A 15,936-nucleotide genomic window follows, 5' to 3' on the forward strand; every position below is an offset into this window, starting at 1 on the left:
GGATTTGATTAGTGGTGTAGCATGGATGGAAATGTAATGGTAAGGGAAAAATTTTGAAGATAATTAGCCTATTAGTGGCAGCTTGGTTTAGCTCGGCCAGTATTGTCAATGCTGAAGAACTGACTGTTACAGAGTCCGCAACCGATTTATGGGGTGTGAGTTATTTAAGTGGTAAACCAGTGGGCCGCAAAATGTCACTCAACAATTTCAAGGCAGAACTAATTGACCGAGCGGCGAGAAAAGCAATTTATTCCAAATTGAACCCTACAGCACAACAGGGCGTATTGATCAGGTCATCATCTAATGACGAATCGATATTACATGAGGTCGTTACTGCTAGTTCCTATATGTATTCTGTAAATCTTGTTGAATTTAGCTATAACGTGTTGTCTGCAGGTATTGAGATTAAAGCAGATATAACCGTTAGCATTCGTCCTTACGACGAGTCCGTGTTATTAAAACAGTTGGAAACGGATGTGCATCTATCTTCGCAGAATCGGCGCCACTGGACACCGATTGATGGACGCTATTTGAAAGAAAAAGAAGATAGAATTTATGGCACTCCTAATAGTTTGTTTGTGATCACCGGCAATCATGAGAACACGATGCCATCCGACTATCAGTTTGTGTCTACTGAAACCTTTTTGGAATATTGGGTTATGCGCTACAAAGTCATGCTCGCTGACGCTTACGGGCGCCGTGGGGTAAAGGGACCCACTTTAGGCACGGTAGATGATGTTAGCTCAAGGCCTGATATGGTATTTGAAGCCGTTCTGTCACATAAACCTCAACAGCAGATTAAATATCCTGACCAACAGATGATTAAAAGGATGGATGGCGCTTTTATCTCAGTCGGTAAAAAGGTCGTATCAGTCAACAATTTGAAAAATACGCAAGTACCCATCGGTATGAACGCTACGATTCAAGCGTTGCCGTCGAAGTAGGGAAGGAGTTTATATGCAAAAAATTAGTGCCGCGCTGCTAATAATTACTATGTTGTTAACTAACACAGATGTCATTGCGGGTGAGTATGATTATCGTGGTAATGGTGTGTCCAGGTTAATTGTTCATGGATTCGACGACGCCGATTCTCTTGCGCACACAGGAAGTATCAAATCGATTCAATATGCGCTTTACGATGCTTTGATGCAGTCAGGCCGCAAGATTGAAAAGCCATGGGAAGTGGTGATGGTTTTGAATTTGTCCCCGTATGAAGTTACCGGGAGCGATTTAGCCTTTGAACAAGGAGTGATAGAAGGTCAGTCGGAGCCGATATTTAGAATTGTTGCGAGCAAATCAATTACAGTGAGAGGTGATGTGATTGATCGTGCTTATAAAAATGTTTTGAGGTTGGAGCAAAATCAGGAATTTCAAAAGGCTTTTGAACAGTATTCTAAAGCGATGAATCATAAAAATGCGGGAGAGATGTCAAGGATCTTTATGAGCTTTGAGGCGCTTGATAAGCTGGGGATTTATCTTGAACACACACTTTCAAGTTCTTGATATGCAGACATTTTCAAAATTGCTTTTCGAAGATTTTTGAAATTAAGATATAAAAAAGCTGGGAATGTCCCAGCTTTTTTTTAGCAAATTAACCTTGAAGGAAGTTTGTCCAGCCTTTCCAAAGGTCTTTATAAACGCGATCTGGTGCAGACGGTATTTGAGTCGCTAGTTTGTTGCCACTGGCTTTCAATTCGCGATGTTTAGCTCTAAATTCCAACATACTGCTGCAATTCCACTTCTTAACTTCTTTACTAGCTTGGTTAAAAGTGACGTACTTTTGTCTTTTAGCAAGAAGGTCTTTGAACTTGACACCGAATAACATGGTCGGTGCTGCTGGCACAAAGTCAGGCAGTTGTTTATTTGCAGCCATTTCTAAAAATTGAGTTGAAGTGGTGATGTTGTTTTCTTTAAACCATCTTTTCACTTTCTCAAGAGTACCTTTTTGGTGGTAATCATAAGGTTCTTCATTTCCAAGGAAATGGTTCCAAGATTGCCACATACCTTTTCTTGTATAGAAAGAACGAGGATCAGAAGGAATGTTTTTAGGTTTTTCATTCTTCTGGTGATACTCCACCCATTCGGCCATTGTTTTAATGCCAGCTGCTTTGGCATATTCGGAAGATGTCTCATAACTAGCAAATACGCCGCCGCGACTATGAATATCATCTTCTTCCGATTGCGGTATTACAGGTGCGTTAGGGTTTAACACCCCCCAACCTTGCCATAATCCTCTGCGGCCATAGAATAATGATGGCGACACTGGTAGATATGGAGGGATTTCATTCGCCTCAACGTATCTAAGCCATTCCGCACGACTGGTAACTCCGAGATCTTTTATATACTCCACCCAATCTTCATAAGATAAAAACTGCACCCCTTTCCGTGAGGTTATCATCTTCTCCGAAGCAACTTGCTCTGGTTTTTTGATGTTATCCTTGGGTACGTGCGTTAGTGGTGCAGTAACCGGAAATTTAAGTACGTTGTTGCTATTCATGATGTTTTCTCGATTTTTTTGACGGCTTCGCGCTGGCTAGGCTCGTAAAATTCCTGAGAGGGTAGTTGTCTACTCAGTACGATTATCATCTATGAGTATGTGCGAAATCTCTCACAAACACAATTCAAATATTCTATAGGTTAATTATTCCTTGTTAATCTTTGACATGTAAATGTGTAATTCTGGAATGAGAAGATCCGTGTCAGGCGTTGCATCATTGCGTTTTGAACGTGGCTTAGCACCGTAATTGCTTTCTAAGTGTTTGACATTTATGTCGCAATCGGAGAATATGAAAAGAGGTGTTTGGCCGTTGTATTGCTGTTTTTCTTTACTACTACCAGCTTTCCAAATGTTGTAAATCGTTGTTGGTATTATGTTTCTTTTTATTCGAAAACTATGTGTTTTTTGGTTTTTTTGAAAAATTTCTAAATATTCATTTCCTTTTGAAAAATCCAGAATGTTGTTTTGCACTGCTTTTTGTATTCTTGTTGAAAAATCCTTTTCTTTCAAAACGCGCATTCCACTTCTCATGTACCACGAGACTGAAATGGTAGATTTTTCTTCGCATTTTAAAACGTGGATTTTTCTTGTGAGCATAACGAGTGAGCACAAAGCATTTTGCCGGGCTAACGTAGCTCTTAACTTGTGTAGGTCATGCGTTGAAAGTAACGCTTGAATGTTATCTTTCGTAATATTTATTTTTTCAACCAGTTGATTTATATGGATATATTCTGAAAGAGGGAAAATGATAATACCTGGTGTTATTCTGGTTCTGCCGATTGAATCTTCAGAAAGCGTCATTTGAGTTAAGGAAGATGCTATCCACCCTCGCGCTTTGATGTCAGAAAATAGTTCTACTTTGAATTTATCAAATGTTTGGGGTGAAGGAGTTATTTTATAAAAAAATGTCTGATTGCAAGCTGCATCAGGAAGATGACTGGCTAGTTCAATTAATTCAAGAGTCAGTTTGTTGTACAAAACATCAAAAGAGTTAATGTCGAATTCGGCGTTAGTCACCGTCTACCTCGTAAAATTCCCAAATTCTCTTTCTTCTGATTCATTTTAAAACTTAGAACTCTTCTAAAAAAATGTTATTATATATTAAATACTTTGCGCTTAGAAAACTGTGTAGGTCATATGATGAAAATCCACAAACTAGCAACAGTATCAGTGTTCGCCATGATGGTTTCAGCGTGCGCTGTATCAGTATCAACTGAAAAATCTGAAATTTCTGATTGCTGTAGTAAAACAATTTATGATCAAAATATCAATGTAAGGCATCAACAAAGAAACGACGTTCGGAACCTTTCAGCTGATTCTGGGAGGAAAATAGGCGATCTCGCTTTCGAATTGGAAAAGGCGAGAGATGCGGCTGTTAATGATGGCCGTAGCTCCATGATGAAGTACTATCGTGACGTTTATCGTGCTGCAGTTTCATCTGCTTACAGTGATAGCTATCTGCCAACGCAAGCGCCATCTGCAAATGATGAAAAGCGTGATCTGCAACAATTCAATGCTGATGCTCAAATCATTATTCACCAACCTACCGATAGAACGCTTTATTTTGAGTATGATGCTGTCGGCTATTCCGATATTACCGAGGCTCAACATGTTTTGGCTAAGCATCGTGATTATCTTTTAAAAACCCACGGTAGAGTGCTGGTTGTTGGTTATGCTGATATTAGTGGCTCAGCTGATTACAATCTTGCTCTTGGACGCAAACGTGCGGAGCGAGTAAAAAACGAATTGATCACCAAAGGGGTGCCTAGTGAACTGATTAGCGTCGTTAGCTATGGGGCTTCCTATTCGCCACCACTTATGAGCGGTCATGCTGACAATTTGAAGTTGTGGCGTAAAGTCGAGTTGTATTATTGAGTCGAAAGGCCAATTTTTGCATCATTTGAAATGTCTGGTCTAATCATAGTCATGATGATTAGTGGAGATTTAAAAATGAATACCAGCTATTACAGCCAACCCGCTTACAACGCAACCCCGCAAGCCCAATCCCAATCTGCTCCAATGCAACAGCAGACGCATTTTTCTCAACCGCGCCAAGGTAACCCTACGAATATGGGGCGTCACCAGGAGGCCGCAATTTATGATGAATATCAGCAGTACCAATCCCAGCATGACAATCGCCGCGGATTTGAAGAGCAATCAGCACAAGGCGCTCAAAATGTTCAGCCTGCAGCTGCTCCTGAATTTGAAAAATCGGTAAAAATCCACGGTACGGCCGCAGCGCTGACCATCGTCGCATCTGTCACTAAGAAAGGTTTTCACACCTTGAACATTGAAGGCGCAAACGGAATGGGGGATGGCACTAAAAAGTTTGATTGGCAGGATAAGACCATCATTCAAATCACCGCGGCTGAATATCGGCATTTGCTAGCCGTGCTATTCGGATTCATTCCATTCATTGAGTTCAAGTCACATGGCCCAAAGAAAAACAAAAGCATCTCGGTCAAGCGACAACAGAATAGGTTTTTCTTCTCAATCAATGAGGGTGGCAAGAAGCCAAAAGCTGTTCCTGTGAGCTTTGATGATGCTTACTTACTCGGGGTCTACGCATTGGATGTCTTTGCACGAAATTACCCTAACATTGACTCGCATTGCCTGTTAAATACCGTTCAGACCTTTACACAGCTACCGTACTATCCTGTCCAGCAGTAGTGCTAGGCGTTTTCAATCGGCAAGGAATGAGTTTTGAAAGCGCCGTAGGTGTGGATAGCCAGCCGAGGATAATGCGACAGAAGAGTCTCTATCCACGTCTGCGCAACCGATGGATTATCGGTCATGCTTGGAAGTTGGTACTTAACAATGATCTTGTCATTTGATTCTGGGATAACTCCCAGTTTTAAATGGTAGGCCGCGCTGTGACCTCGGGCATGAATAATTTGAATTAGCACTACTGGCATTTCTGACTCTAGTAGTTTACCGCATTCGTCCACTAATTCTGAATATGAAATAAACAATTTACATATGCCTTAGCATTATAGATTTGTGTTGCTAACACTACTATAATCCATTCTAATTCAAATATGGAGATGTAATTTTGTGAATGCGATAAGAATTTGTCACAACAACGCTAAAAACCGAGTATGGTTTGGTACTTCATTCAGACCTTACCCTCGCGCAGTTTTTTATTCGTTGATCTCAATTGTGGGTTTTAGCACGTTGTCTGTGATCGTCAACCTCCATAACGCATTAACTCCTTGGGCTGGGATGGTTGTACTTGGGGGGGGAGCGTTGGTGGCGCTTGGATTAAAGAAAAAGGTCTATATGTCTTATCTTTACGAGTCTGATTGCCTGCTCGAGTTGACACTGTGGGGGTGGCGCATTTGGAGTCGAGAATTCGACTTAGCCAATGATGAACTTAAAATTGAAAGTACAATGAACGCTTATCGCGTGGTTCTCAGTGACAAAAGTATCGTGCTTACCAATTCGCGGGGATTAGCTGAGCAGGTTCATGTGCAGTTAGCAAAACTGATTAAGGTTTGTCACTCTTAGGCTTACTGTATATACGAGTCTCGACTTTCCAAGACTCAACAACCTCCGTGGTTTTCCCACCCTCTGATTTCATCGTTTTTTGTTCCCACGAAGAGACAACTGGCTTGCTGAGCTCATTACGTTCAGCAAGTTCGATGTAAGCATTTTCAGCCATCACATCGTTTAGGGTTGGCCGTTTCTTATCATCATCTTTGGCATAGACATTTAGCGTAGCTGACGCAATCGCACAAATGGATACGGCTTTAATCAGTCTGATAAGTTTCATGAATTTCCTACCTATAACTATGGTTTATGTTAGATTTTAACTTAGATTAAATAACATGCAAACTTAATTATCTGTGTTAAAATGATCGCTCTTGATGAAGGAGCCACTTATGAATTTCAGTCAGCATCGCTACAAACTTTTAGCGGCTGCGTTATTAGCCTTGCCACATTTTGCATTTGCGGAAATTGAAGGTATGACCTTTACGTCTGTCATGCAAGAACAGACGACTTTGACTGCTGCTTCGGCTATGGCCATCAACCCTGTTCTTGCACAGTCAATGAATGTGTATGTGTCTGCTGGTCTTGACCGAAAGCTAAAACTATATTGGCTTTCTAGTGGGGTCAAGCTTAACGAAGTTACAACTGGAATTGTTAGCGTTTCAGATCGATTAACGTTTTCGGGGAAAGATTTCTACGGGAAAAGCATTTCGATTAAGGCGCCATCTACGGATGGGAGTTTTATATTGCAAGCTGATTTGCTATCTGCAGATGGAACTAGAGTCGGCGGTTGGTCTGTACCTGTTGTCATTGATACTACTGCCCCTTCCGGGAGTTCATCTAACATCTCATATGCAATGAACGCAACCGGAGGTTCCGTTCAAACTTACTATCCTGGTAATTTCGGATCTTTAAAACTAGCGGAATTGACGGATAGTGGTTCTGGTTTAAAAAGAGCTGATTATATTGTTAAGTCAATAACTACTGGAAACGTTATTGGCTCAAGGCCAGCTCAGTACGATACTGCATCATTCTCTGCTTATATATCAGATATACCACAATCACTATTTACTGAAGGTCGTACTTGGTATCAAGCAGGTTTTAGAGTGTTTGATGATGCTGGAAATTACACTGATATCACTACTAAGTCATTCATCGATTTTCCCTTATACTCAAATCCGACCATTAGTGATGTTTATGATGAAGAATCTAAGACATGGATACCATACACCGCAGGCATGGTTGTTCATAAAAATCCGTTTAAAGTTCGTTATAAAAGATTGTATAGCCAAACCAAAGAATTTAATACCGACTGGGGCTGGTCTAGTTATGGATATCGTGAAGGTGATTACATTTATGATGAAAAAACAATTTCTTATCCGCACTCCGGTTCTACATATTGGGCCGCAGTAACACCAAGTGGTTATTATGTTTACACTTATTTAAGTGGTGTAAAAGTCACTCTTGCTGATGGAGTAGAAAGAACGCCGGTTCAGCAACCAAAGACTGTTGAGTGGTTCGACGATTCTGGTAATTTTGGTGGGCCAACAATTACGTCTGGGCAGTACCGAAAAGTTGTAAAAATTCGCTTGAATAGCGAGTCAATGCCTTACGAACAATTGGCAGTTTTGAGCGGGGTAGGGTCGTGTGTGATCCCCTCTGGCAGTACCAATTGTGAGTTCCCTATAGATAAGGTTTTCTCTTCAGGATATGGATATACGCCTTATACATATTGGGTGTACTCCAGTGTAAATGGTGTTTCAGATAACCGATTCAGCTCCCAATTCTCATATTGGTATACATATTGGGATTTCATTCCACCAACTATAGAATCAATAGAAACTTCAAATGATAGCGTAATTGTTAATGTTTTTGATACTAACACTGCCAGTGATTGGCGGTTTTCAATGTGGAAAACCAATGTTTTTAGGCTGCAATCTAGTTTAGGAGCAGAGTTATCTCAGGACAGTTGGGTTGAAACAGGGACGGGTAAGCATCGTGTGACATTCAAATTAAATAAATTGCCTAATGGTCGCCAGAATATCTCATTTTATGCCGAAGACAGCTATGGAAACCGAGTCACCCAGTTGGTTCTATCTAATTATCTTAACGACACATTACCTCCTACATTACAGCTTCAATCTCCCACCGGCGCGCTGATTTCAAGCGGAAGCACTATCAACGGTTTAGAAAATTTACGGATAAGTATGACGGATGATAGTGATGCTTCTATCACATCAGTTGTGCTTGCTGGCGGTGCTGCTTCAGATAGTGTTTACGTTTCAACAAACTCTCTTGGCAATGGATTATATGATCTTAACTATCCTCGATTGTTTCCAAGCCTTGAAGCGAACGAAACCTACACTATTAAAATTACCGCAACAGACGTCGTTGGCAATTCATCTACCCTAACATCGAGCTTTATGTACTTACCTGCCAACCTTTTGCAAGTAGGACAAATGACGACTTTGGCTGTTAATAAACAGCTGCAGAACACTCAAAACAAACCGATTACATCAATTAAAACTGGCGTGCTCAGAACGGCAGAAGGGCAACTCGCAGCCGGTGCTCAAACGGCATTTATCACGTTACGCAGTGACGCCAAAATCAACGTCAGCATACTTGGTAACGTACTTCAACCGGGGGAAACTCAGCAAGTTACGATTACCCCCGATATTTCGGGAGAAGTAGAAATTCCAGTTTATAGCGCTTCCCCTGGAGTGATTGGGCAAGCGAGTTTCATGATTGATATTCCGCAGATCACTTCAAATAATTAAGGGATGAAAATGCAAATTAATAAACTAATTCATCTAATTCTGGGGTGTGTTGTCTGCTCTGGAACGGCAAACGCAGCGGTTGAAGGCTTTTCGTTTACAGACACAAATCTATCGGCCAAATACTCAGAGGCGTCGGTCATTAATCCACAAGCAGATTCGATGGTTTACCTGTCTGGAGGGCTAGATAACAAACTTACGTTGTCAGTTATTAACACCAGTGGAGTCACTGTGTTTAGCAATACTACAGATTTTGTCCGTGTTTCCGACCGGATAAACTTTTCTGGGCGCGATTTTTACGGCAAATCAATATCCATACCAAAATTAGCGGATGGTATCTATAGCCTTCATATCGAAACGATCAACAGTGCTGGTAAAACAATTGACGAATACACTAAAGAGATTGTAGTTGATACAGAGGGGCCGAACGTCGGAGACTGGTATGGAAATGGAACGGGTAGTTATGGCGCGGAAACTGGTTCTAGTGAGATTTGGTGGCTAAATACTCAAAACTCGGGAGAAGACGCAAAGATTTGGGTAACAGATGTAAAGGGCGCTGTTTCAGGTAACATCATTGTTAAAAAACTAAATTCAGATTCTGTCGTACTAACTAGACCCATGATCATAGACCAAGCTGCATTTAAAGCAGTGATAAATGCACAAACTGATTTATCAAGTCGATTGCCGTCGAACAACGCTACAGAGCCATATTCAATGCAGGCGCAGCTATATGATGCAGCAGGTAACATTACTCGTTCTCCAGTCAAAACCTTCTATTACGACAACTATAGTGGTGCTCCATCAGCTCCTTATGCAGTCTTCGACCCGGATGCAAGTGCAGAAGATAGTGTATCTGGGGCCTTTATAGGTTTTGTTGTCTATAAACCAGGCATGACAGTAAAGACGAACCCAGTAAGATTGCTGTATCGAGTACCAGTTGATAACGTTCGAGACGCTGGAGTGAAAGGGGGACTGGCATTTGCGAACTCAGTGGGCTCTACAAATGTGACAGTTGATAGTGAATATGGGTATTTTGATATTACAGCGCCTTTTGGTTATTACAACGCAAACCAAATTAAGTGGGTAGATTTTGGTCGATGGATTGCTGGAACTATTCTGTATGATTTGAAATTATCTGAATCAGCCACAAAAACCCCAGTGCTAACTTCAGCTACATTTCTTTTAAACGATGTTAGATTGTCCCTTACGGCTGGGATCATGCATCAAAATGTGATTTTACCGGCTACGATGACGAATTTTGAGCTTCAGGTACAGCCGCGGGATTACGTACAACGAGCAAGTTTTCGTGGACAATCATGTGACATCCCAGCTGGCGAGTCGATTTGTAGCCTAACGGGTTTAACATATGAGATGACAAAAGGGGGCTATGGTTATTTGCACGATGCCATTTCTGTTGTGTCAGTGGGCCTACCTATGGGTACGTTATACGCGAACTACAGCTACGGAGAGTCAACCTACAATGATGCTCAATACCCTCAACTGACGAGTTTTAAAGTTGACTCGTCAACTAACACCCTTACTGCTTTTGTTTTTTTGCCAGGTGCCGGTAGCTGGTTTGAGCGGTTAGTCATGAAATCCGCTCGAATTAAATATGGAGCACAATACTTAAACCCTAGTAGAACAATTCGTAATGGTGGAAATTGGGAATACGACTTTAACTTAAATTCTTTGCCTACCGGAAACCATGCTCTTGAATTAGAGATGAAAGAGAACCACGGACCGACAACTGTTACTCCGCTTCAATCATTCAAAGTAGAAAACGCAGCACCAACAATCACTATTACCAACTCTGGAAGTTCAGTGTTTAATGATATTGTCGGGCTAGAAGACCTTGTCGTTAGCATTGTCGATGAATCAAGCTACACCATCGACAGTGTTATTATCGCCGGTGGTTCCGCTAATGACACAGTATACTTGGCCACTGTAAGCAAAGGTAATAACGAGTATACATTGCAATATCCTAGGTTGTTCCCGTCACTTTCATCCGGAGAGATTTATACGTTAACAGTGAGGGCAACCGACGTATTTGGAAACCAAGGCGTTAGTAGCAAGAGTTTTACTTACCAGCCGCCTAACATAGTAAATGTTGGCTCATTAACCACTCTTGCAGTATCTAAGGATTTAGCTAGCTCTGCCGACAAACCTGTCAGTGAAGTAGTCATTAATGATCTGAGAACAGTAGAAAGTCAGCTCGCTTCGGGACCTCAAGCTGCTTTATTTACGTTACGCACTGATGCTGAAATAAGTGTTCAAGTACTTGGTCAAGTAGTAAAGCCAGGTCAAACGGTAACGCTAAACCCTGTTGCCACATCGGGAGTGGTTAAATTTTCGGTGTATCCCGCTGTGAGTGGTCAAAAAGGAAAGGCGCAGTTTTTATTTGAAATATTAGAAGTGAAGAGCAGTATCTAATAAGATTAGTCAGTGATAAAAAACCTCCATGGATGGAGGTTTTTCAGAACTAATCACAGGATCAGCTCACATCTGAGACGGAAGGTTCATTCATTTAGGCAATAATGCCGTCACGAAGAGTCAAGTACCCATTCGTCAATAACACTGCACAAACTGCTGATAAAGCTCCAATAATTACTTTAGAAAGTGTGTCTCCGGACAGCATGGTCAATAGATCACTCCCAACCCCAATCATACCTAAACCAAAGTAGCAAATCGGTACAATGAGAATACCGCCTAACAGTAGAGATAACATACCTGGTTGCATCAATTTTCACCTTTATTATCTAATATTTAGTTAACCGTTAATAGAGAGGCGATCCACGTTTAAGGTTAACGCTATAAATAACTATTTAACGAGCGCATGATTCTCTCAAACTGAGCATCGCTGATGTTAGAGCCATCACCATTGGCTAACTCAACAATTTGACTAACACAGAGGCCTGCATTACTTAAAAACTCCCACTGATTCTGCACATCCTCAATAGTTATTAATCGAGCAGAGTCGTTAAACGCGGTACCACTTAATACAGCCAATCGTACCCTAGTGGCTCTATCTAACTTGCCATGGAGCACTACAAACGGTATAGCCATGTTCTGTTACCTATCTAATCGTATTTTCCGCTATGTTAATTCTGGTTAGCCTTAAGAAATTCGTTATCAACTTTCTCACCTTGAATTGCGCGGCCAAGACTATGGAAAAAACCCGCATTTTTACCATTATGAGCAATATTACTCTCAGACATACTTTCAAATACATTAGGTCTAAGTTCGATGGTGTTTTCTGCATTATCTGAAATTTTCATAAGAGATTCCGTTGTTCTAATTTCTGCTTGAAAACTGCGCTGCTTCATCAAAAACAAATCGTGGCCTACCAGCCATTTTCCCCTTAAAAAAACGTCCACGCGGAAGCTGATCAGTTGGTCTTTGCTTGTTGAACCAGTCCTTATAAGCAGCGTTTTTTCCACACAGAGTCTTAAATTCTTCGTAATTTTGTGTGACTGGATGTTGTGTGACCGTCACATTATTTCTGTCATTTAACATAGATTTTCCGCTCTCTTACTTTGATTCTATCGGCTTTTAATTCTGTCGGTCACCTAGGTATTTAACTAGCTGGTTTAAGCGATTGTTCATCTGCTCAACGTCCAAGACCTTTAGTGCATTTTTTACTGCACCAGTGAATGAGGGAATACCATCAGCGGTAAACTCAAATCTTAGCACAGGCATACTCTTAACACCGTGTTCATCTACTATGTTGATTCGAACACTAACGGCATCAGCGGTGATTGACAACTTACTCGGGCACGGGTTTACGAACTCTGATTCATCACAGCGCTCGTCAATAGTAATACCGTGGCTTTCCATTGCAGCATAAAGCTCGGACAGGGTTTTGCCCCTCAAAAGTTTCTTGATTAATACAGCCCCCTTCGGTGGCTGGAACGTCCACCCGAGTGAGGAAGGGCTAACACCCGTCATAGTGTTAATAACCTTATTTGGGTAAACGTAGTACGTTTTTAGTTTCAATTGGCCTCGCCCCTAATTTCCGTTGGTTCAATTTGATTTAGTTGAGCTACCGGTTAAGTTTTCCCTCTTGAACTAAACTTGCTTCCACCTAAAGCTATTTCGACTATTTCTTTGGCCTTATCTTCTGACCAGCCATTTTCTTCCACGGTCATTTGCATCTTTATGTAATTTTGACTTTTGATGACCATTAAAAGACGCATTATACATATGAGCAGGATACTGATGATGCAAAGCATAAATATAGTCACAAATTTTTCCCCTTCATTCCGTACCGACACATGCGGCTGTTTCAAAAAGCGCCTACCAAAAGGCTAAAATATTGCTATGGTGTTACCGCCCAACCATCGGATGTTCTGCTTTTTTGATTTTGTTAGCTTTTGAAATGCACCCTCGGCAGAGATAGTTCTTATGCTCGGACTCTGCAAAGAGTTTGATATTTTTAGAATACGGGGATTACTACATGCTTCGTACAACTTCTTGCCCTCTCTACCTTTGGCGATTTGAAACAATTTACCATCTGCATTTATCGGTGGATTTTCTAAAAGAAAACCCACAGCACTTCTTTCGTCTGGTACGATAGTGCAATGGGATCGACTTCTGCCAGAGTAACCAAGTTCCTTTAATCCACCTTCGGTCATTACAGCAACCTGCCTGAAAAACATTATAAATCTAACATTGGAGATAGGTTTATTGTCTTTCCGATGAGCGCGTGAAGTGTAAATAATCCTCGCTGGGTATAGGATGCTATCGTGGTGTTTCTGACACACATGAGTTGGGTCAAATGCTGATTTTTGACTAACAGCAAAAGTGCCAATTTCCTCACAATAGAAACATTTAGTTCTTTGTTTTGCAGGACGAATAATCATAAACCCCTTCCTTAATGACTCTATTTTACTTTCTTTTCAATAAGTTAATTAAAATTATTTCACAAGATATGGTTTATTTATATTTTCCGTGTAGGTGGGCGGCTGTGGCCGCCCGTCAGTGATTAGTCTTCAGATTCTTCTAGCGCATTTTCCGCAACGCACTCATACTCACTCAAATAAGCGCATGAATCGAAATCCGATTCCGTTAACGAGTCAACGCACTCAATCTCACTAATCGAATTTGCTGTATATCCGTTTGATTCAGCGCAATCGTAAGCATCTTCTTCTGACTCAAAAGACCAGCCAAGCACCGATGTTTCGTTTTTATCGTGAGCTAAAAATAAAGTTTTCATGATTGAGTTTCCGTCAAAAATTTTCTTCGTAGGAATTAGCTCCTGCATTCATCGCCAAAAGAGGTTTGCTAAATCCCTCCGTCAAAAGATCCACTTGGTGCTGGCATCTATGTTTCATCAACTCAGCATTGGTGCTTTTGGGTAAACTCATGATCGGTGCCATTTTTAATTCCGTTTAAAATTGGTTCTAGTAGTTTTAATGTCCAAGGCGACGAATAGAAGACCTAACGCCAATGCTGCTACAATTAAACAAAGTTGAATTGGAAACGTAAGAGCGTCAAACACTGAGCGAAACTTAACTAAAAAGTAGCCAGCCAGTAGCGACAGTACAGTTAAAAGTATTGAGTATTTTGCGTAGAATAATTTCTCTAGCATTAGAAATTCCTTTAAAAATTTGATACTGGTTTAAATCCATCGCAAACTGTGTAGTGCATTTCGATTTCATCGCCCCAAGGGGAAATGTCTGGATCGCGGCGGCAATACATGCCGCTATCATTTACACCCCTATAAGCGCAGTTGGCACAATTGCGAACCTTAATCTCCCTGATTTTCTTCGGGGCGCGAGCTTTGACATAACGATTTTCCGCTATGTTAATTCTGGTTAGCCTTAAGAAATTCGTTATCAACTTTCTCACCTTGAATTGCGCGGCCAAGACTATGAAAAAAAACCGCATTTTTACCATTATGATCAATATTACGCTCAGACATACTTTCAAATACATTAGGTCTAAGTTCGATGGTGTTTTCTGCATTATCTGAAATTTTCATAAGATTTTCCGCTATTAGTAACAGCCTTGACTGTCAGTTAATGAATTATTGATTTGGTGGTAGTGCAACATTTCTTTTGAGCGTAGACAAAACAGGCAATCAACTTGATCCATGTTGCTGGTCACTTGCACACGAACGAATCCACAAGCGGTTTGATGGTCATGCTCAAACTGGCTTTGCCCTTGGCTCCTACGATCTACACCAATGATTTTCAAGTGTGTTTTAGCCATATACTTTCCGTTATTTGTTTAAAATTTTCAAAGAGAACTGTGCAGCGTCCGATTCTGTGACATTTCCTAGTTTAAATGGCCCCGCTTTACACTTTTCACAATACCAGCCATTTTTCTCACGAAATGCCCTTGTACTGGGAACGTGACTAAACAGCTTATGAGCCATTTCATCGGCGCCACACTTAGGGCAGATTGGCGGCGTCCAGTCTTTGAGTTCCATGCCGATTTTCCGCTCTCTGATTGATTAGTGATCTTTGGGTACTTCAATTACACCATTCTCAATACCCTGAGCCAGTTGCTCCATCAATTTTGCAAATCTCAAAAAACCTGAATATTGCTGGCAGATGGAGCGCATCTGAACGTCCGAGGAACTGTCAATAATCATTTTAAAGGCATCCATATAGTCATAGCAGCTTTGCAGTACCTGAGCATCACCAAGCTCTGTTAGGGGAAACGGGCATACATACTCATGGATTATTTTTGCTAGCTGCCGCTGTTCAGCACTGAGTTCTATCATTGCTCTCTATCCATTGTTAATAAGCGTCCATTCAACGAACCGCAATCAACATCACCCGACATACTTTATACTTCTATGGATTTGGCTTTAGCTGCTGCCAAGCTAAAATCTAGGAAGAAGTAGTGCGACTCTGATTCGCTTACAATAAATTGAGACAGGTACTTTTCTTTTCCGTCCGAGAAGTAAACTGACAGAAACAAGCCAAGCATTGGAACATCTGTTTTTGATGCTATTTCAATTTGTAAGTGCATCGGCTCTTTGGTTTCGCTATCGACAAATGAATGCGTACCAGCAAAACGCGACTGAAAAGCAAGGCATCGAACCGCCTCTACGAGCGTGGTTTTACGCCCATTATTGTAAGGATTGTATTTGTGGACAGCGAATCTAATTGCTTGTTCGCCTTCATTATGAAGCATTCTCTGTGCCTCCCATAACGGTACGACCATGAT

At 41.2% G+C, this 15,936-nt stretch carries 24 protein-coding genes; 7 read left to right on the forward strand and 17 right to left on the reverse strand.

Going from position 1 to position 15,936, the window contains the following annotated elements; genetic code table 11:
- Positions 1-53: 53 nt before the first annotated feature.
- Complete coding sequence (locus N7386_RS22275; protein ID WP_279771260.1) at positions 54-944, forward strand: hypothetical protein; 891 nt, start codon at positions 54-56, stop codon at positions 942-944.
- A 13-nt stretch (positions 945-957) separates the two neighbouring features.
- Complete coding sequence (locus N7386_RS22280) at positions 958-1,503, forward strand: hypothetical protein (RefSeq protein ID WP_279771262.1); 546 nt, start codon at positions 958-960, stop codon at positions 1,501-1,503.
- An 88-nt stretch (positions 1,504-1,591) separates the two neighbouring features.
- Here the strand turns inward: N7386_RS22280 and N7386_RS22285 are convergent, their stop codons facing one another.
- Positions 1,592-2,497, reverse strand: a complete 906-nt coding sequence (locus N7386_RS22285) for a hypothetical protein (protein WP_140906544.1) — start codon at positions 2,495-2,497, stop codon at positions 1,592-1,594.
- Between the two features lie 144 nt (positions 2,498-2,641).
- Positions 2,642-3,514 carry a DNA replication terminus site-binding protein gene (locus N7386_RS22290; protein WP_279771265.1) on the reverse strand — a complete coding sequence of 291 codons (873 nt, stop codon included), beginning with the start codon at positions 3,512-3,514 and terminating at the stop codon, positions 2,642-2,644.
- A 123-nt stretch (positions 3,515-3,637) separates the two neighbouring features.
- Between N7386_RS22290 and N7386_RS22295 the strand changes: the two genes are divergently transcribed.
- On the forward strand, positions 3,638-4,372 hold the full coding sequence (locus N7386_RS22295) for an OmpA family protein (RefSeq protein ID WP_279771266.1): 735 nt from the start codon (positions 3,638-3,640) through the stop codon (positions 4,370-4,372).
- 75 nt (positions 4,373-4,447) lie between these two features.
- Positions 4,448-5,167, forward strand: coding sequence for a hypothetical protein (locus N7386_RS22300; RefSeq protein WP_279771267.1), 720 nt, complete (start codon positions 4,448-4,450; stop codon positions 5,165-5,167).
- A 2-nt stretch (positions 5,168-5,169) separates the two neighbouring features.
- Here N7386_RS22300 and N7386_RS22305 read toward each other — a convergent pair whose 3' ends face one another.
- Entirely contained in the window at positions 5,170-5,412 is a 243-nt protein-coding gene (locus tag N7386_RS22305) for a hypothetical protein (protein ID WP_279771268.1), read from the reverse strand.
- Between the two features lie 139 nt (positions 5,413-5,551).
- Here N7386_RS22305 and N7386_RS22310 point away from each other — a divergent pair, with 139 nt between their 5' ends.
- Complete coding sequence (locus N7386_RS22310) at positions 5,552-6,004, forward strand: hypothetical protein (protein WP_140906539.1); 453 nt, start codon at positions 5,552-5,554, stop codon at positions 6,002-6,004.
- Here N7386_RS22310 and N7386_RS22315 read toward each other — a convergent pair.
- A complete protein-coding gene (locus tag N7386_RS22315) occupies positions 5,985-6,269 on the reverse strand; it encodes a hypothetical protein (RefSeq protein ID WP_140906538.1) in 285 nt (94 codons plus the stop codon). The genes N7386_RS22310 and N7386_RS22315 overlap by 20 nt on opposite strands.
- A 109-nt stretch (positions 6,270-6,378) precedes the next feature.
- On the opposite strand from N7386_RS22315, the gene N7386_RS22320 reads away from it, so the two are divergent.
- Complete coding sequence (locus N7386_RS22320) at positions 6,379-8,763, forward strand: Ig-like domain-containing protein (RefSeq protein ID WP_279771270.1); 2,385 nt, start codon at positions 6,379-6,381, stop codon at positions 8,761-8,763.
- Positions 8,764-8,772: 9 nt separating this feature from the next.
- Entirely contained in the window at positions 8,773-11,190 is a 2,418-nt protein-coding gene (locus tag N7386_RS22325; RefSeq protein ID WP_279771272.1) for an Ig-like domain-containing protein, read from the forward strand.
- 94 nt (positions 11,191-11,284) lie between these two features.
- On the opposite strand, the gene N7386_RS22330 is transcribed toward N7386_RS22325, so the two are convergent.
- From N7386_RS22330 to N7386_RS22390, 13 genes are all read right to left on the reverse strand, one after another.
- The gene (locus tag N7386_RS22330; protein WP_279771274.1) at positions 11,285-11,497 is read right to left on the reverse strand and encodes a hypothetical protein; all 213 of its coding nucleotides are present in this window, start codon (positions 11,495-11,497) and stop codon (positions 11,285-11,287) included.
- A 71-nt stretch (positions 11,498-11,568) separates the two neighbouring features.
- A complete protein-coding gene (locus tag N7386_RS22335) occupies positions 11,569-11,823 on the reverse strand; it encodes a hypothetical protein (RefSeq protein ID WP_279771276.1) in 255 nt (84 codons plus the stop codon).
- A gap of 35 nt (positions 11,824-11,858) precedes the next feature.
- Positions 11,859-12,197 (reverse strand): hypothetical protein, encoded by a 339-nt coding sequence (locus N7386_RS22340; protein WP_279771278.1) that lies wholly within the window; start codon positions 12,195-12,197, stop codon positions 11,859-11,861.
- A gap of 112 nt (positions 12,198-12,309) precedes the next feature.
- A complete protein-coding gene (locus N7386_RS22345) occupies positions 12,310-12,753 on the reverse strand; it encodes a hypothetical protein (RefSeq protein ID WP_279771280.1) in 444 nt (147 codons plus the stop codon).
- A gap of 53 nt (positions 12,754-12,806) precedes the next feature.
- On the reverse strand, positions 12,807-13,046 hold the full coding sequence (locus N7386_RS22350; RefSeq protein ID WP_279771281.1) for a hypothetical protein: 240 nt from the start codon (positions 13,044-13,046) through the stop codon (positions 12,807-12,809).
- A gap of 18 nt (positions 13,047-13,064) precedes the next feature.
- Entirely contained in the window at positions 13,065-13,619 is a 555-nt protein-coding gene (locus N7386_RS22355) for a hypothetical protein (protein WP_279771283.1), read from the reverse strand.
- Positions 13,620-13,741: 122 nt separating this feature from the next.
- Positions 13,742-13,972: a hypothetical protein gene (locus N7386_RS22360; protein WP_279771285.1), complete on the reverse strand. Its 231-nt coding sequence runs from the start codon at positions 13,970-13,972 to the stop codon at positions 13,742-13,744.
- A 13-nt stretch (positions 13,973-13,985) separates the two neighbouring features.
- A complete protein-coding gene (locus N7386_RS22365) occupies positions 13,986-14,135 on the reverse strand; it encodes a hypothetical protein (protein WP_279771286.1) in 150 nt (49 codons plus the stop codon).
- Between the two features lie 428 nt (positions 14,136-14,563).
- A complete protein-coding gene (locus tag N7386_RS22370) occupies positions 14,564-14,740 on the reverse strand; it encodes a hypothetical protein (protein WP_279771288.1) in 177 nt (58 codons plus the stop codon).
- A gap of 14 nt (positions 14,741-14,754) precedes the next feature.
- Positions 14,755-14,970, reverse strand: coding sequence for a hypothetical protein (locus N7386_RS22375; RefSeq protein WP_279771290.1), 216 nt, complete (start codon positions 14,968-14,970; stop codon positions 14,755-14,757).
- Between the two features lie 10 nt (positions 14,971-14,980).
- On the reverse strand, positions 14,981-15,190 hold the full coding sequence (locus N7386_RS22380; protein ID WP_279771293.1) for a hypothetical protein: 210 nt from the start codon (positions 15,188-15,190) through the stop codon (positions 14,981-14,983).
- 24 nt (positions 15,191-15,214) lie between these two features.
- Positions 15,215-15,487 carry a hypothetical protein gene (locus N7386_RS22385; RefSeq protein WP_014611562.1) on the reverse strand — a complete coding sequence of 91 codons (273 nt, stop codon included), beginning with the start codon at positions 15,485-15,487 and terminating at the stop codon, positions 15,215-15,217.
- Between the two features lie 65 nt (positions 15,488-15,552).
- On the reverse strand, positions 15,553-15,903 hold the full coding sequence (locus N7386_RS22390) for a hypothetical protein (protein ID WP_195742682.1): 351 nt from the start codon (positions 15,901-15,903) through the stop codon (positions 15,553-15,555).
- Positions 15,904-15,936 lie beyond the last annotated feature (33 nt).

Origin of the sequence: Shewanella sp. GD04112, from assembly GCF_029835735.1 — a bacterium.
In the GTDB taxonomy this organism is placed as follows: Bacteria; Pseudomonadota; Gammaproteobacteria; order Enterobacterales; family Shewanellaceae; genus Shewanella.

Coding starts and splice junctions, on each gene's coding strand:
- N7386_RS22390 (WP_195742682.1), bottom strand. CDS start 15,903: ATGCTTCATAATGAAGGCGAACAAGCAATTAGATTCGCTGTCCACAAA.
- N7386_RS22285 (WP_140906544.1), bottom strand. CDS start 2,497: ATGAATAGCAACAACGTACTTAAATTTCCGGTTACTGCACCACTAACG.
- N7386_RS22385 (WP_014611562.1), bottom strand. CDS start 15,487: ATGATAGAACTCAGTGCTGAACAGCGGCAGCTAGCAAAAATAATCCAT.
- N7386_RS22300 (WP_279771267.1), top strand. CDS start 4,448: ATGAATACCAGCTATTACAGCCAACCCGCTTACAACGCAACCCCGCAA.
- N7386_RS22295 (WP_279771266.1), top strand. CDS start 3,638: ATGAAAATCCACAAACTAGCAACAGTATCAGTGTTCGCCATGATGGTT.
- N7386_RS22315 (WP_140906538.1), bottom strand. CDS start 6,269: ATGAAACTTATCAGACTGATTAAAGCCGTATCCATTTGTGCGATTGCG.
- N7386_RS22355 (WP_279771283.1), bottom strand. CDS start 13,619: ATGATTATTCGTCCTGCAAAACAAAGAACTAAATGTTTCTATTGTGAG.
- N7386_RS22280 (WP_279771262.1), top strand. CDS start 958: ATGCAAAAAATTAGTGCCGCGCTGCTAATAATTACTATGTTGTTAACT.
- N7386_RS22330 (WP_279771274.1), bottom strand. CDS start 11,497: ATGCAACCAGGTATGTTATCTCTACTGTTAGGCGGTATTCTCATTGTA.
- N7386_RS22370 (WP_279771288.1), bottom strand. CDS start 14,740: ATGAAAATTTCAGATAATGCAGAAAACACCATCGAACTTAGACCTAAT.
- N7386_RS22305 (WP_279771268.1), bottom strand. CDS start 5,412: ATGCCAGTAGTGCTAATTCAAATTATTCATGCCCGAGGTCACAGCGCG.
- N7386_RS22335 (WP_279771276.1), bottom strand. CDS start 11,823: ATGGCTATACCGTTTGTAGTGCTCCATGGCAAGTTAGATAGAGCCACT.
- N7386_RS22380 (WP_279771293.1), bottom strand. CDS start 15,190: ATGGAACTCAAAGACTGGACGCCGCCAATCTGCCCTAAGTGTGGCGCC.
- N7386_RS22375 (WP_279771290.1), bottom strand. CDS start 14,970: ATGGCTAAAACACACTTGAAAATCATTGGTGTAGATCGTAGGAGCCAA.
- N7386_RS22365 (WP_279771286.1), bottom strand. CDS start 14,135: ATGGCACCGATCATGAGTTTACCCAAAAGCACCAATGCTGAGTTGATG.
- N7386_RS22360 (WP_279771285.1), bottom strand. CDS start 13,972: ATGAAAACTTTATTTTTAGCTCACGATAAAAACGAAACATCGGTGCTT.
- N7386_RS22325 (WP_279771272.1), top strand. CDS start 8,773: ATGCAAATTAATAAACTAATTCATCTAATTCTGGGGTGTGTTGTCTGC.
- N7386_RS22320 (WP_279771270.1), top strand. CDS start 6,379: ATGAATTTCAGTCAGCATCGCTACAAACTTTTAGCGGCTGCGTTATTA.